Source organism: Porcibacter vitabionis, assembly GCF_046263795.1.
Classification (GTDB): Bacteria; Bacillota; Clostridia; order Lachnospirales; family Lachnospiraceae; genus Lachnocurva.
The window spans coordinates 58003-72235 of the sequence record NZ_JBJYZD010000007.1 but is presented as its reverse complement, the minus strand read 5'-3'; the positions used below and the strand labels follow the sequence as shown (position 1 = coordinate 72235).

13 protein-coding genes are annotated in these 14233 nt (G+C 45.4%); 5 read left to right on the top strand and 8 right to left on the bottom strand.

What is annotated here, in order from left to right; genetic code table 11:
• Window positions 1-2: 2 nt before the first annotated feature.
• From ACKX2L_RS06945 to ACKX2L_RS06935, 3 genes are read right to left on the bottom strand one after another with little or no spacing between them, the layout of a single operon-like run.
• Window positions 3-1250, bottom strand: a complete 1248-nt coding sequence (locus ACKX2L_RS06945) for an HlyD family secretion protein (RefSeq protein ID WP_497552931.1) — start codon at window positions 1248-1250, stop codon at window positions 3-5.
• A complete protein-coding gene (locus tag ACKX2L_RS06940; RefSeq protein WP_497551125.1) occupies window positions 1228-1926 on the bottom strand; it encodes an ABC transporter ATP-binding protein in 699 nt (232 codons plus the stop codon). Before ACKX2L_RS06940 ends, ACKX2L_RS06945 begins: the two co-directional genes overlap by 23 nt.
• A complete protein-coding gene (locus tag ACKX2L_RS06935; RefSeq protein WP_497551126.1) occupies window positions 1923-2942 on the bottom strand; it encodes an efflux RND transporter periplasmic adaptor subunit in 1020 nt (339 codons plus the stop codon). The genes ACKX2L_RS06940 and ACKX2L_RS06935 overlap by 4 nt, the downstream gene beginning before the upstream one ends.
• 391 nt (window positions 2943-3333) lie before the next feature.
• On the opposite strand from ACKX2L_RS06935, the gene ACKX2L_RS06930 reads away from it, so the two are divergent.
• The 4 genes from ACKX2L_RS06930 to ACKX2L_RS06915 all read left to right on the top strand — a co-directional run bounded on the left by ACKX2L_RS06930 (window position 3334) and on the right by ACKX2L_RS06915 (window position 6525).
• A complete protein-coding gene (locus ACKX2L_RS06930; protein ID WP_497551127.1) occupies window positions 3334-3954 on the top strand; it encodes a DUF6088 family protein in 621 nt (206 codons plus the stop codon).
• Window positions 3941-4849: a nucleotidyl transferase AbiEii/AbiGii toxin family protein gene (locus ACKX2L_RS06925; protein ID WP_497552930.1), complete on the top strand. Its 909-nt coding sequence runs from the start codon at window positions 3941-3943 to the stop codon at window positions 4847-4849. Before ACKX2L_RS06930 ends, ACKX2L_RS06925 begins: the two co-directional genes overlap by 14 nt.
• Window positions 4850-5106: 257 nt before the next feature.
• Window positions 5107-5886, top strand: coding sequence for a ZIP family metal transporter (locus tag ACKX2L_RS06920; RefSeq protein ID WP_497552929.1), 780 nt, complete (start codon window positions 5107-5109; stop codon window positions 5884-5886).
• An 84-nt stretch (window positions 5887-5970) separates the two neighbouring features.
• Complete coding sequence (locus ACKX2L_RS06915; protein ID WP_497552928.1) at window positions 5971-6525, top strand: phosphatase PAP2 family protein; 555 nt, start codon at window positions 5971-5973, stop codon at window positions 6523-6525.
• Window positions 6526-6530: 5 nt separating this feature from the next.
• On the opposite strand, the gene fliB is transcribed toward ACKX2L_RS06915, so the two are convergent.
• Window positions 6531-7592 carry a flagellin lysine-N-methylase gene (fliB, locus tag ACKX2L_RS06910; protein WP_497552927.1) on the bottom strand — a complete coding sequence of 354 codons (1062 nt, stop codon included), beginning with the start codon at window positions 7590-7592 and terminating at the stop codon, window positions 6531-6533.
• Between the two features lie 292 nt (window positions 7593-7884).
• Here fliB and ACKX2L_RS06905 point away from each other — a divergent pair, with 292 nt between their 5' ends.
• Entirely contained in the window at window positions 7885-8241 is a 357-nt protein-coding gene (locus ACKX2L_RS06905) for a NifB/NifX family molybdenum-iron cluster-binding protein (RefSeq protein WP_497552926.1), read from the top strand.
• Between the two features lie 287 nt (window positions 8242-8528).
• On the opposite strand, the gene ACKX2L_RS06900 is transcribed toward ACKX2L_RS06905, so the two are convergent.
• The 4 genes from ACKX2L_RS06900 to feoB form a co-directional block, all read right to left on the bottom strand.
• On the bottom strand, window positions 8529-9356 hold the full coding sequence (locus ACKX2L_RS06900) for an exodeoxyribonuclease III (protein WP_497551133.1): 828 nt from the start codon (window positions 9354-9356) through the stop codon (window positions 8529-8531).
• A gap of 95 nt (window positions 9357-9451) precedes the next feature.
• Complete coding sequence (locus tag ACKX2L_RS06895) at window positions 9452-10357, bottom strand: PPK2 family polyphosphate kinase (protein ID WP_497551134.1); 906 nt, start codon at window positions 10355-10357, stop codon at window positions 9452-9454.
• Between the two features lie 102 nt (window positions 10358-10459).
• On the bottom strand, window positions 10460-11587 hold the full coding sequence (locus tag ACKX2L_RS06890) for an aldo/keto reductase (RefSeq protein ID WP_497551135.1): 1128 nt from the start codon (window positions 11585-11587) through the stop codon (window positions 10460-10462).
• 170 nt (window positions 11588-11757) lie between these two features.
• A complete protein-coding gene (feoB, locus tag ACKX2L_RS06885) occupies window positions 11758-14133 on the bottom strand; it encodes a ferrous iron transport protein B (protein WP_497551136.1) in 2376 nt (791 codons plus the stop codon).
• Window positions 14134-14233 lie beyond the last annotated feature (100 nt).

Below are 14233 nucleotides of genomic sequence, written 5' to 3'. Positions count from 1 at the left end.
CATTAATAAAGAATTCTCTCGACAATGGACCGCTGGGACTTCCTGGTGGTCTTGTTTCCGACATAACCGGTCTTCGAATACGGGAAAGCGATGAGATCACTGTTCTTCAGACCGGAGACAATCAGAATTGTACCGGGAACCATGGTTTTCTGCGTTTCCACATAGACCTTTTCCAGACGGCCCTTCCGGCTGACCAGGCAGTAGGAACCCTTTTTATCCTTCCGCACATAGCCCCGGCTCAGGGCAGATGTCTTCTTACTGCTGATCCGAGAAATGGATACGCCGTCATCGGGATTGAAACCATTTCCATCCTTCAGATAGGCATCGAATTCATAATAGGATACGTTATTGATGGAGGAAGACTGAGGCGTATTTTCGTCCGTAGACGGGAAGTCGGAAATATAGGTAACGGTCGCCTTGGAATTCGAATCATTCATATAATTCGTGACCTTGATCTGATCTCCGGCCTTGATTTTATTCTTGGTAAATTCATCGACATAGCCCCTGACGGCAGTTCCAGTCTCGGAACTGATCGTGATAAAGGGAGTTCCGGAGGAAACCGAAGTCTCGGCGTCATTAATGGATGCGATCTTTCCATCGACCAGAGCCTTGACTGTGCAGTCATCGATCTTCTGCTGAAGGGACTGGAGGTCGATTTTAGCGGAATTAATGCTCTGCTGGAGATTATTGATGTCCTCGGTCGTACTTTTGATCAGTTCGGCCTTTTCTTCTTCGGTGACGGCGTTTGGATTAACAACCTCGGATTCGTCGGAAGGGATGGTATCATCTCCTTCTGACTGGGTGGTTTCATCCTGATCATCGATATCTGTATTCGCCTCTTTTACTGGCTTCAGGCCTTTGTAATAGGCGAGAAGCTTGTTCTGGATGTCCAGCTGAGCGGTGGAAGATGAGATAACCTCATTCTGAGCATTGAGCTGGCTGGTCAGATCGTCGGAATTGTAGGAGAAGAGGCGGTCGCCCTTTTTCACCGTATCGCCGGCCTTGACATAGACCTGTCCGACCGTTTTCTCCGGATCCAGAGTGATAGACTGGGCGTTTTCATTGGTTACTGTTCCGTCCAGAGTGTCTGAGAAATCATCCCCGGACATCTTCAGATCGGAAAAAGGCTGAACATAGGCATAAGAACGCTGCCTCTGGATCGAAACCATTTTTACAATGAGAAAAATGACCAGAACAGCGACAATGCAGAGAAAGATAAAGAGTTTTTTATGCTTTCGAAGGGTCTTCATTTTCTACCTCCTCCGCCTTGATAATTCTTCCGTCGATGATGTGAATGGTTTTCTGGGCATGCTTTGCGATATTGGCGTCATGGGTAATCATGATGATGGTGATCCCGCTTTCGTTCAGCTCGGAGAAGAGGTCCATGATCTCGGCGCCCGATTTCTGGTCCAGGGCTCCGGTCGGTTCATCCGCCAGGATGATCGATGGCTTGTTAATAATGGCACGGGCAATAGCAACACGCTGTTTCTGGCCGCCCGAAAGCTGGTTGGGAAGGTGATTCACCCGATCCTTCAGACCGACCCGCTCCAGAGCTGCCTCTGCAATGTCCCGCCTTTCCTTTCTGGGAACTTTCGCGTACATCAGTGGAAGGACAACGTTGCTTAAGGCCGATTCCTTGGGAAGAAGTTCAAAATTCTGAAAGACGAAACCAATCTTTGTGGCCCGGATATCTGCCAGCTTGTTTTCGCTCATTTTCCCCACATCCATGCCATCGAGAAGATAGGTCCCGGCCGTCGGCATATCCAGACAGCCGATGATGTTCATAAGTGTTGATTTTCCGGAACCGGAAGGGCCCATGATCGAGAGATACTCGCCATCCGATACAGAGAGAGAAATATCATGAAGAACCGGAACCGGATTGGTATCGAGCTGATAGCTTTTATCAATATGGCTGAGTTCTATCATTGTTCTACCTCTGTATTTCCGTCTGCAGTATTTCCGCTGTCTGCTGTTCCTTCTGATGTAGATATACTTCCTTCTGCAGTTCCTTCGGTAATATCTGCTGAATCATCTGTTTCGGGTTCTACAAAAACATGCTGGCCGACGATCAGACCGTCCGGATTATCAATAGATACATAGAAATAATATTTGGAGGCCGGCGTATTGCTATTCTTACTGTCGGACGAATCCGTACCGGAGTTTCCATTGTCAGCCGTCGATTTGGTATCGATTTTAGTGATTTTTCCGGTGTATTCCTTGTCATTGACACGGGTTGTGATCTTCGCAGCCATGCCTTCCTTCAAGGAACCTACATTCAATTCATCTACTGTTGCCTTTATCCGAAAGGTGGTGTCGGACAGGATAGTGATAAAGGAGCCGTCAGAAGATGCAGATCCGGTAGCAACCTTTGATACAATACCGTCAATCGGAGAGGTTACGGTGGAAGAGGAGATCTTCTTATTTAAGGAATCGATTTCTGCCTGCTTAGTCTGCTGATCCAGCTTCGCCTGCTTCATCTGAGAGGTCAGGTCCTGAATCTGCGAATCATACTGAAGCTTCATATCAGCGGAAGCGGCTGCCTTCTGCTTGGTCAGATCGGTGATTTGATCCTGGCAGGACTTGATGGTCTCGCTATAGCCCTGGATTTCCAGCTGATCCTGCTGTACCTGGAGAGAGTAATCCTTGCTCTGGTAGGTGAAAAGCTTCTGACCTGCTGTGACGGTATCACCGGCTTTAACATCGATAGATTCGACCGTCCGGTCCGAATCCAGATTGATGTTATAGGACTGTTCCGGTTCGATCACACCAGCATAAAGGGTCTTACCTTCAATCGTATCATCCGAACCGTAATCATCAATGAGACCTGTATCGGATGAAGCCGAATTGCCGGATCTTTTCTTCAGGAAAAACACAAGGAGAAGTGCTGCCAGAGCAAGGCAGACGATGAGAATGATAATGATACGTTTCTTATGTTTTTTCATAATTGCTCCCTTTCCTGTCAAACATAATTCGGATTTGAATGCAACTGTCTGTTCTATCTGTATTAATTATACTATTACAGTTGTTTCGCGTCAAGAAGATTCCGATAGAAACCAGGGAAAAATCTATATCTGGTGGCAGGTACTGTTAAGCCAGTAAAGGTGCTCCGGAGACAGAATAAAGAAAACAGTCAGTAATATGTAAGTGAGACCGCTACTGGCTGCTGATTGGTTGAGTGTCAAAAAGGCTGGAAGTTAAGAATAAAGGGTTTATTAGTTTCGGGGATATAAATATTATCACCCAACGTTCCTTGACATAGATAGTTAAATGACGTTATACTACATTTAGAAACGATTATTAACTTGAAAGGTCAAGAAGCGTTGGAGTGCAGTTATGCTATACGATTATTTGATTGAAAATTATAAAGCCTATGAACCAATTTTTACATCAGATATAGACTTAGGTATTCCTGGTAATTCGTTACGCCCAAAGCTGAAGGAACTAGTAGATGCAGGAAAGCTTTGCCGATATGATGCTGGAATCTATTATCTACCAGGGAAATCGAAGTTAAAAGGATTAGTACCTATATCAGCTAGTACTGTTGCAAGATGTAAGTACGTTAGACGGCGAGGTAAGGTGCGTGGGTACTATGCTGGATTTACATTTGCCAATCAAATGGGGCTTTCTCTACAGGTTCCGTATGTTCAAGAAATAGTTTCAAATGAGGCCAGTGCTAAGGTTCGAGAAATTGAAATAAAGGGGCAGAAATTTTTACTTAGAAAGCCAAGAACCGTCATTACTGAGGAAAACTACAGAGTTTTACAGTTTCTGGATTTTTTGGTAGACTTTGACAAATATATGGACGGATCTGTTGAGAATATTCCGGCTAGGTTGGTTCAGATTATTAAAGATGAAAATATTACAAAAAAAGGAATTGATGTATACATCAGCTTGTATCCTACAAAGGTATACAAGAATTTGTATGAAACAGGAGTAGTATATGCTATTGCATAAAGATAGAGAGCAATTTATAGCTATTGTAAACGCTGTATCAAATGAGTTGTCTATTCCTGTACCAATTGTGGAGAAGGATTATTATGTGACTATGATTTTAAAACAGCTTTCATTGAATGCCAAAAACTGTGTGTTTAAAGGTGGAACATCGCTATCCAAATGCCATCACGCTATAGATAGATTTTCAGAAGACATTGATATTACTTTCTCCGATACCTTAACACAGGGTGAGAGGAAAAAGTTGAAAAATAATGTAATAGCTGGAATAAGCGAATATTTGGATCTGCCTATTCCAGATTGGGATAAAACTCGTAGTCGTAGAGATTATAATTGCTATGTATTCCAGTATGCTCCGATAGAAGGATATATTCCTGAGAGTCTTATTGACGGTGTAAAGATGGAAGTGGTCTTAGGATCTATAGCTTTTCCAACGGTTGAGATGGAAGTAGATAACTATATTTATCAGGTTCTTAAGCGAGATAATATGGATTTAGTCGAGCAATATGAATTGCAGCCATTTACAATGACAATACAGAGTTTGGAGAGAACTTTCATTGATAAAGTGTTTGCATTATGCGATTACTACATCAAGAGCGATTATAATAAACATTCGAGACACATTTATGATTTGTATATGTTAATGCCTAAGATGACTTTTGATGAACGCTTCAAGCAACTTGTAAAAGAGGTTAGAATCGAGCGACAAAAGAAACCTGAAATATGTCCATCATCATTGGATGGTGTAGACATAAATGATATGCTTGAGAAAATAGTCGAAGAGGCAATTTACGAGAAGGACTATGCAGCAATAACCTCATATTTTCAAAAGACGCGTGTTGAATATGACAAGACAATAGAGGCTGTGAAAAAAATAATAGAATTAGATATTTTCTAAATAATATAGATATGTGATGCAGCAGGTTCTTTACCTGCTGTATTTTTATGGGCGAAAAATAATTTTTCGTCCTTATAGATTAGGGGGAGTTCCGTAGGGTTAAGTGAGAGGATATTTTTTTCGCTTACTTTATAATGTACATTTGCCAGGCCGGTTGCAAAGAATTGCCGGAAAAGATATAATTCAACAATCCGGTATCATCAAGAATCAAGCATGTGGTACATGTTTTTATGACAGATAGAATAAGGAGGCTGTAAATGCAAATCGTATGGCCGGGAATTCTGATTCCCTTTTTAGGAACGACGCTTGGAGCTGCCACAGTCCTCTTCCTTAAGAACGAATTAAAAGAAAATCTACAACGTTTTATGACCGGTTTCGCAGCCGGTGTCATGACAGCAGCATCTGTATGGAGCCTGCTGATTCCGGCTTTGGATCAAACCAAAAAAATGGGACGGTTTTCCTTTGTCCCCGCGGTCATTGGTTTCTGGGTCGGTATTTTGTTTCTGCTTTTGATCGATCACATCACACCTCATCTGCATCGTTTCGCAGAGCATGCAGAAGGACCGGAATCAAAACTTTCCGAGACGACCCTTCTCCTTCTGGCAGTCACCATCCATAACATCCCGGAAGGTATGGCTGTCGGTGCTGTGTATGCAGGCTTACTTGCGAAGACTTCCGATATCACGGCTTCTGCGGCCCTGACCCTCGCTTTGGGAATTGCGATTCAGAACTTCCCGGAGGGTGCCATTATTTCCATGCCCTTGCATGCAAAAGGAGAAGCGAAGATGAAATCCTTCATCGGCGGTGTCCTGTCCGGCGCTGTAGAACCGCTTGGCGCCATTCTGACCATTCTTCTGGCCGGCGCCATTGTCCCCTTGATGCCGTATTTCCTGAGTTTTGCAGCAGGAGCCATGCTCTATGTTGTTGTCGAGGAATTGATCCCTGAGATGATGGAAGGCGAACATTCGCATATCGGCGTCCTCGCTTTTTCCTTTGGATTTACCCTGATGATGATATTGGATGTGGCACTCGGATAATCAAAAGTAATGCTGCTTTAGCCAAGGCAAATATAGACCATGGCCCAGGCAGGAGAAAATCAATTAAAAAGGGGGAAATGCTAAATGACACAAATCGATTATCAAATTTTATTATTTATCCAGGAACATCTGCGATCGGATGTGCTGACACCAATTTTTAAGGCCATTACCTCTCTCGGAAACATGGGATGGTTTGGCATTGCCGTCTGCCTGATTCTACTTATTCCAAAGAAGACACGGAAGATGGGCATGGCAGGCCTTCTTGCAATCATTCTCGCTGCAGTCATCGGAGAGGGTTTCATCAAACATATCGTACAACGCCAGAGACCCTACTTAAGTTTCTCTGATCTACAACGACTGATTGCTCCGGAACGCACAAGCTCTTTCCCATCCGGTCATTCCTCATCCGCCTTTGCCTGGACAACCGCCATCTATTGCTGTCTGGATAAGCCCAGGAAGAAAAAAGGCCTGCTCCTTTTCCTTCTGCCTGCTTTGATTGCCTTCTCAAGACTCTATGTCGGCGTCCACTATCCGAGCGACGTCCTCGTAGGATGCCTTCTCGGCATCTTCTGTGGTTGGCTGGCTACCTGGCTTTTGAATTGGTATTTGAAGCGGCGGAAGAACCAATCGATTCACTAGGTATTTTACAGCCAGTCTTCCAGTATGGAGATATTGAGGTCCGAGTGTTCTACTTCCCGGGAGAAAATGTAGACCGCACGGATCAGTGCCTCCATATCCGGCTCCTTTTCCTGTGCTGAAAGGAAGTCGCTTCCATTACCCTGATCCGAAAAGAAGACAAAAAAGGTCCATCTGACGCAGTAGACAGAGAAGGCCAGTTTTGCGTAGATCTTATCATCATAAACCGCGCCGTCGAAATAGACATAGATCATATAGCGTAAGACGCGGCGAACAAACGAATCATACTTTTCCAGTTCCAGACATGCCTTCCGGTAATTTTCCTCCGATGCAAAAATGGTCTTGTAAGTCCGGTCAACGGTTTCGATCCATTCCGAACGCAGAAGTTCCAGATTATAAAGCTTGGAGAAGAGTCTTTTTTCTTCCTGCCAGGAGAAGAGAGACTTGTCTTCTGTTAAGGCATGGTCTTCATTGATCTCATAGACACGATCATGATCCAAACAATCCTGCCAGATTCGGCCAAGAGAAAGCATGGCCTGCATCAGTTTCTCAATATTCCCTTCACCGGAGATCATAGAGAACAGTTTTTCTCTGGCATCATACAATTCGGTGTAGAGGAAGTAGTCGAAGTCTTCGTAATCTTCATTTTCCTCGAGATCGTCATCATAGCTTATGAAACTTCCGTCTGTATCCTCTAAAACCATGCGGGCTCCCTCCGGGCAGGATAAGTCAATCGAAAGTTCGCGTTCTCCATCGAACTCCTCTACATGACGCGGGAATTTCTGACAGACCTGACAGAGGCTGTCGAATCCATATTTGACCTGCATTTCGCAGAGTCCGTCAGAAGTCAAATGCATGCATTTTTTATCTTTTAACTTATAAGTAGGGCCTTCCTCACTCGCCTGCCAGTCGATGGAATCTTTGACATAGTTCCAAAGGACCGGATCAGCCTTATATTTCTCAATCGCTATATCATCAATGATGATCTGCCAGCCCTGGCAGCAGGTATCAGGACAGTCGCCAGCCGTACAGCGGAATTTATCATAATAGGAAGGTTTGGTGTAGTGCATTGCGTGCTCCTTGTTGATCCATAAAAAGGAAAGCCTCAGAGACCCCTCAAATTCCGGAGGATTTCGAATCTCTGAGACCATTGGTACAAAACGATAATTATTGTAACTGAATTGATTTTTATTTACAATATTTACAATTTACAATATTTACATTAAGCAACGAAAAAATTTTTTTGCATAGTATATTATTTGATGTCAAGCTTTCATTCCGTTGGATTTCAAACGAACAATTTGAAATTCATATGATAGACTGGTTTCAGTTTTATAGAGAACCAGAAAGGAGAAGACTACTATGACTAGAGTAGCAGTTGCAATCAATAACGAAGACGAAAACACTTTTTGGCATTTCGGCCATGCTGAGCGTTTTAAGATTTTCGACGTAGAAGATCATAAAATCCAGAGTTCCCATTATGTAACGATTCCGGAGGGCCATGGTCCGGATAAGCTGAACGGTCTGATCAATGAGAATGTCAATGTCATTATTGCAGACGGCCAGGGGCCTCAGATCGTACCTATGGCAAACGAAGCCGGCATTCAGACTTTCTCCGGATTCAAGGGGAATGCGGATGACGCAGTTCAGCAGTTTATGGACGGAAGTCTGGTCAATAACGATTCTGCTGTAAAACCCTGCAGCGGTAGTCACTGCTGATTGGGGTTATATTTGATTGGCTGAAAAGAAGAAGTCATATGATTTACGTTTCCTGAATTTCCGGGACGATACTTCTGAAGAGATAGAAAAAATAGAAAGGCATCTGTTGCAAGAAATGCAGCAGGTGCCTTTTTCAGTAGTAGGATATTGATCTATTTATCGGAAAAATATCGATTTTTCGGTAAAATGTCATATGCCCGTGATCCTCTAATTCTCTATATTCCTTCCTCATTTTGTGTGAAATGTTGGTATTATTTTCGGGGAGGAAAAAAGGAAAATATCCCGGTCTATATTTCCATCTCCAAAACTAATGGCGTATGGTCCTGTCTGGGGCCGGAATCCAGCATTTCCGACCGCTTAATCTGATCCTTGATCCGGTCGCTGACCAGGAAATAATCGATTCTCCATCCGGAGTTGTTGATCTTTGATGTTTTGATCCGCTGAGCCCACCAGGAATATACCGAAGGTACATTTCCATGCAGATAACGGAAACTGTCGACGAAGCCGTGATTCAAGAGATTCGTGAAGCCTTCCCGTTCCTCATCGGTAAAACCTGCTGAAAAATGATTGTTTTCCGGATGTGCTAGGTCGATTTCCTCATGGGCACAGTTGAAATCACCGCAGGCAATGACCGGTTTTTCCTGATCCAGGGATGACAGATAATCTGCATAAAGCTTATCCCAGACCTGACGATCCGGCAGCCGTTTGAGTTCGCCGCCTGCATTCGGTGTATACACATTGACGAAATAAAAACCGCCGAAATCGATGGTTAAGATCCGTCCCTCAGCATCCATGGTATCCGGTGCACCCAGCTTTGGCTGAGACATGGTTCCGGTCAGATCTTCCTTATAAAGAATCATGGTTCCGGCATAGCTTTTTCTTGCCGGCGCAACCGATGAAACCCATTCCACCTGATATCCAGGGAAAAATTCCTCCAGCGCCGCCTTATGTTTCTTATTGGGACCGGTTGCCGGAAGCTTGGTTTCCTGAATTGCGATTACATCCGGATCTTCCAAAGCGATCGTTCGAAGTACATTTCTCGACAGCTCCGCCCGTGGCGAATCCGATGTCAATGCCGCATTCAGAGAGTCGATATTCCATGAGATGAATTTCATAGCTGATTGTCCCTTTTATGTCCATTTCTATAAAGTAAGATCCGAGTCAGCAAGGCAGTTGCATTCCGTCCTTGCCTACAAGCAATCCGTCCTGCCTACAGTTCTTTCTCGATTTGTTTCTTCAAAGTCTCGAATTTCTCCAGCCTTTCCTTCGTGACCTCAGGATAATGGGGATCCATGTCTTCCAGGGTCTTTCGGATGATTTCACTGACCAGATAGCGCATATACCATTTATGGTCGGCCGGAATGACAAACCAGGGCGCATCCTTTGTCGCGGTTTCATTGATGGCATCCTCGAAGGCCTCCTGATAGGCATCCCAGTAGCCCCGCTCTTCCCAGTCGCTTTCGGAGAACTTCCAGTTTTTCTTCGGCTCCTCGATCCGGGACAGGAAACGCCGTGCCTGCTCTTCCTTTGAGACATGCAGGAAAATCTTCACGGTACGGATACTGTTATGGTAGAGATATTCTTCGTAATGGCAGATATCCTTATAACGGTTCTTCAGGATCTCGTCCGGATTCAATCGGTCAGCATGGGCCTGAGAAAGATAGAGCTTCTTGACCTTTGCGATCAGGACGTCTTCATACTGGGATCTATTGAAGATGGCGATTTCGCCCTTGGCCGGAACCTGCTGTTCGATCCGCCAGAGGAAATCATGGGCCAGGTCCTCCGAGGACGGAGCCTTAAATGCTGCCTCATGAACTCCGTGCGGACTCAGGCAGGTCAGAACCGAACGGATGGTTCCGTCTTTTCCAGCCGCATCCATTGCCTGGAAAAGGAAGATCACGCCTTCTTTTTTCGCAGCATAGAGCTTTGCCTGGAGATTATCCATGACAGCATCATTTTCCGCCATTTTCTTCAGTGCCTGCTCCTTATCCGGACAGAGACTGGTCTCATTGGTGGATGAATCCTTGATTGAGAATTTCCGGCTTCCGTCGAAGCGGTATTTCTCAAAGAGCTTCTTTTCAAATTCCGTATCGTTTTTCTTTCCGTCATTTCCCATGGCTCGCACCTCCTAAGAACATTCCACGATTCGTGGGCTTTTTACTTTTTAAATAAAAAGCTGGTGATGTCGACTGTTGCAAATTCCTGAGAAATTATGATATTACTCGAACCTTTCCGCAATCTCCCTCAGGTTGTCGATGATCGGCAGATGCTGCGGGCAGATGCCTTCGCACTGGCCGCAGGCAATGCAGGCGGATGCAGGATTTCCGTTCTTGGAAAGCTCCTGATAGCGCTTGAGATCGGCTGCATGGTCGGAACCCTCCCGCTTCTCCTGATTGTATACAGAGAAGAATTCCGGAATGGTGATATTCATCGGACATCCCGGTGTGCAGTAATGACAGGCCGTGCAAGGGATTGTGATACCGGAATTGATAACATCCGCTACCGCATGAACGGTGGTCAGTTCCAACTCGTTCAAGGGCTTGAAATCCTCCATAAAGGAAGTGTTGTCTTCGAGCTGGTCTATATTTGACATACCGGAAAGAACCATCTTCACATTGGGAAGGCTGGCTGCAAAACGGATGGCCCAGGAGGGAATGGACATCTTGGGATCCAGATTCCGAAGCATGGTCTCTGCTTCCGCGGGGACTTTCGCCAGAGTTCCGCCCTTGACCGGTTCCATGACAATCACCGGTTTATTGTGCTTGACACAAACTTCATAATTCTTTCGGGACTGGATCTTCTCGGACTCCCAGTCGAGATAATTGATCTGAAGCTGAACGAATTCCATCTCCGGATGCTTTGTCAGGATCTCATCCAGAAGTTCGGCATCCGCATGGAAGGAGAAACCGATATGACGAACAAGGCCAGCCTTCTTCTTGTCCTGGATCCACTGGAAAACATCGAGATCTTCGTATTTCTGAATATTTTCCCGCTCGATATCATGGATCAAATAATAATCGAAGTAGCTGACGCCGGTTTTCCTCCGTTGTTCATCAAACACCTTGTCCCGCTCTTCTTTGGTATTGAAGAATCCGGCATGGAGCTTAGTGGTCAGGGTATAGCGATCCCGAGGCACCCGCTCTACCAAAGCTTTTTTAATTGCATTCTCACTCTCAAAGCTGTGATACATCCAGGCCGTATCAAAATAGGTGAAACCCTTTTCCAGAAAAATGTCGACCATTTTTTTCACCTGTTCGATATCGATCGTTTTGTCATCTTTCGGGTCAAGGAGCGGCAGCCGCATCAATCCAAACCCCAGTTTCTTTCCGTGAAATATTTCTTCCATTGTACTACCCCTCTTATTTCTTTCTAATATTTGCGTTTCTTTCTAATATTTGCGGACCGTTTTCAAAAATCTGAAAATGTCGGTCCGGATTCAATTATACCATAGAAAAATCATATCCTATCTTATCTTAAAATTCCTCTTGGTCTGGCCTACAGACGAAAAGCTTCGCATTAGATCCATAAAGTCACGACATGGACAAGAAATGCCAAGACCCAGGCGATAAGGCACTGGAACAAAACGATCTGCAAAGCCCATTTCCGGCCAAGTTCCCGCCGAATGGAAGCAATGGCTGCAACACAGGGCGTATAGAGAAGGCAGAATACCAGGAAGGATGCTGCCGTTGCCGGAGTCAAAACCTTCTGTAAAGCAGCTACGCTTCCAAAGAGAATACCTAAAGTGGATACCACACTCTCTTTGGCAAGGAAGCCGGAGATCAGGGCAGTGACCATTCTCCAGTCGCCAAATCCCAGCGGTTTGAAAATCGGAGCGATGGCACCTGCAAAGACGGCAAGCATGCTTTGTGACGAATCATGGACCATAGCAAAGGACGGGGAGAAGGTCTGGAAAAACCAGATCACGATCGATGCCAGGAAAATAACGGTAAAAGCCCTTTGAATAAAGTCCCTGGACTTTTCCCAAAGCAGCTGTCCGACATTCTTCGGGCGCGGCATGCGATAAGTCGGAAGCTCCATAACGAAGGGAACGGCTTTCCCCTTAAATACTGTGTTTTTAGAGATTACTGCGGTCAGAATGCCGACAAAAATACCGGTAAAATACAAAAGCAGCATGACAAGAGCTCCTTTACCGGGAAAGAATGCCGAGATAAAGAAAGAATAAATCGGAAGCTTTGCCGAGCAGCTCATGAAAGGAATCAGGATCACCGTCAATTTCCGATCTCTTTCTGACGGCAGGGTCCGGCTGGACATGACAGCAGGAACCGAGCATCCGAAACCAATCAGCATGGGCACAATACTTCTGCCGGAAAGCCCTAATTTTCTTAAGATCTTATCCATGACGAAGGCAATCCGGGCCATATAACCCGAGTCTTCGAGCAAGGACAAAAAGAAGAAAAGAGTCACAATAATGGGCAGGAAGGAAAGCACGGAACCTACGCCGTTGAAGATCCCATTTACGACAAGGGAGTTCAATACCGGATTCACTCCGGCAGCATTCATCGCATTTTCCGCCGCATGACTTAAGGATGTGATTCCACTGTCCAGCAGGTTTTGAAGGGTTCCGCCGATCACGTTAAAGGTCAGATAGAAAATCAGGGCCATGATCAGAACAAACATCGGAATCGCGGTATACTTTCCGGTCAGCACTTTGTCGATCTTACTGCTTCTGGTCTGCTCTTTACTCTTTTTTGGTTTCACAACGGAGGATGCTACCACTTTTTCAATGAAGTGAAAGCGCATATCGGCTATGGCAGCCGAGCGGTCTAAGCCACTCTCCTTCTCCATCTGTCTTACGATATGTTCGACCGTCTCCTTCTCATTTTCATCCAATTTCAAGAGATCGATGACCGTCTTGTCGCCTTCGATCAGTTTCGTGGCTGCAAATCGGATCGGGATTTCGGTCTCATTTGCATGATCTTCGATCAGATGCATAATTGCATGAATCGACCGGTGGACTGCTCCGTTTTTCTCATCCGGGTCGCAGAAATCCTGACGAAGCGGTTTCTCCTGATATTTCGTTACGTGGATGGCATGGCTGACCAGTTCGTCGATTCCTTCGTTCTTCGCAGCTGAGATGGGAATGACCGGTACGCCCAAGAGCTGCTCCATCTTATTGATATTGACGGAACCTCCGTTGGCCTGAACTTCGTCCATCATATTGAGGGCAACGACCATCGGAATATTCAGAGTCAGAAGTTGAAGGGTCAAATAAAGATTTCGCTCTATATTTGTCGCGTCAACAATATTAATAATGCCTTTCGGTTTTTCATCCAGAATGAACTGCCTGGATACGACTTCCTCGCTTGTATAAGGCGACATGGAGTAAATTCCCGGAAGGTCCGTGACCAGGGTATCCTTATGACCGCGGATCACACCGTCTTTCCGATCGACTGTAACACCGGGGAAATTTCCGACATGCTGATTGGAACCTGTCAGCTGGTTAAATAAGGTGGTCTTTCCGGAATTCTGGTTTCCTGCCAGAGCGAATGTCATGACCGTTCCCTCCGGAAGCGGGTGTTCCGTTTTCTTATCATGGAAGAGGCCGCCCTCGCCAAGTCCCGGATGGTCAATGAATTCGTCTCGATTGGCCGTGTTCGGCAGGGAGGAGATCCCGGCCAGGGACCGGGCAGCTTCGCTGGGATCATGGACATCCCGGACTTCAATTTTCGCTGCATCATCTAAGCGAAGGGTCAGCTCATAGCTCTGGACCTTTAACTCAATCGGATCACCCATCGGTGCATACTTGATCAATTGTACCGGAACTCCGGGTATGACACCCATATCCAGAAAATGCTGTCGCAAGGCTCCCTCGCCACCAACTGCTGCAACCGTGGCAGCTTGCCCGATTTTCAGATCCCTTATGGTAGACATGTTTTTCCTTTCTGAAATGACTTTTCCTGTTTTGGCGTTGTGTCTTTATTTTATAGAAATAATTATTCGAAACGATTGAATGAACTGGTTTTTCTAAAAC

What these genes read in the sequence shown, in the direction of transcription:
- ACKX2L_RS06890 (WP_497551135.1), bottom strand. Translation starts at nt 11,587, where the DNA reads ATGGAAGAAATATTTCACGGAAAGAAACTGGGGTTTGGATTGATGCGG.
- ACKX2L_RS06905 (WP_497552926.1), top strand. Translation starts at nt 7,885, where the DNA reads ATGACTAGAGTAGCAGTTGCAATCAATAACGAAGACGAAAACACTTTT.
- ACKX2L_RS06945 (WP_497552931.1), bottom strand. Translation starts at nt 1,250, where the DNA reads ATGAAGACCCTTCGAAAGCATAAAAAACTCTTTATCTTTCTCTGCATT.
- ACKX2L_RS06940 (WP_497551125.1), bottom strand. Translation starts at nt 1,926, where the DNA reads ATGATAGAACTCAGCCATATTGATAAAAGCTATCAGCTCGATACCAAT.
- ACKX2L_RS06935 (WP_497551126.1), bottom strand. Translation starts at nt 2,942, where the DNA reads ATGAAAAAACATAAGAAACGTATCATTATCATTCTCATCGTCTGCCTT.
- ACKX2L_RS06895 (WP_497551134.1), bottom strand. Translation starts at nt 10,357, where the DNA reads ATGGGAAATGACGGAAAGAAAAACGATACGGAATTTGAAAAGAAGCTC.
- ACKX2L_RS06925 (WP_497552930.1), top strand. Translation starts at nt 3,941, where the DNA reads ATGCTATTGCATAAAGATAGAGAGCAATTTATAGCTATTGTAAACGCT.
- ACKX2L_RS06930 (WP_497551127.1), top strand. Translation starts at nt 3,334, where the DNA reads ATGCTATACGATTATTTGATTGAAAATTATAAAGCCTATGAACCAATT.
- ACKX2L_RS06915 (WP_497552928.1), top strand. Translation starts at nt 5,971, where the DNA reads ATGACACAAATCGATTATCAAATTTTATTATTTATCCAGGAACATCTG.
- fliB (WP_497552927.1), bottom strand. Translation starts at nt 7,592, where the DNA reads ATGCACTACACCAAACCTTCCTATTATGATAAATTCCGCTGTACGGCT.
- feoB (WP_497551136.1), bottom strand. Translation starts at nt 14,133, where the DNA reads ATGTCTACCATAAGGGATCTGAAAATCGGGCAAGCTGCCACGGTTGCA.
- ACKX2L_RS06900 (WP_497551133.1), bottom strand. Translation starts at nt 9,356, where the DNA reads ATGAAATTCATCTCATGGAATATCGACTCTCTGAATGCGGCATTGACA.
- ACKX2L_RS06920 (WP_497552929.1), top strand. Translation starts at nt 5,107, where the DNA reads ATGCAAATCGTATGGCCGGGAATTCTGATTCCCTTTTTAGGAACGACG.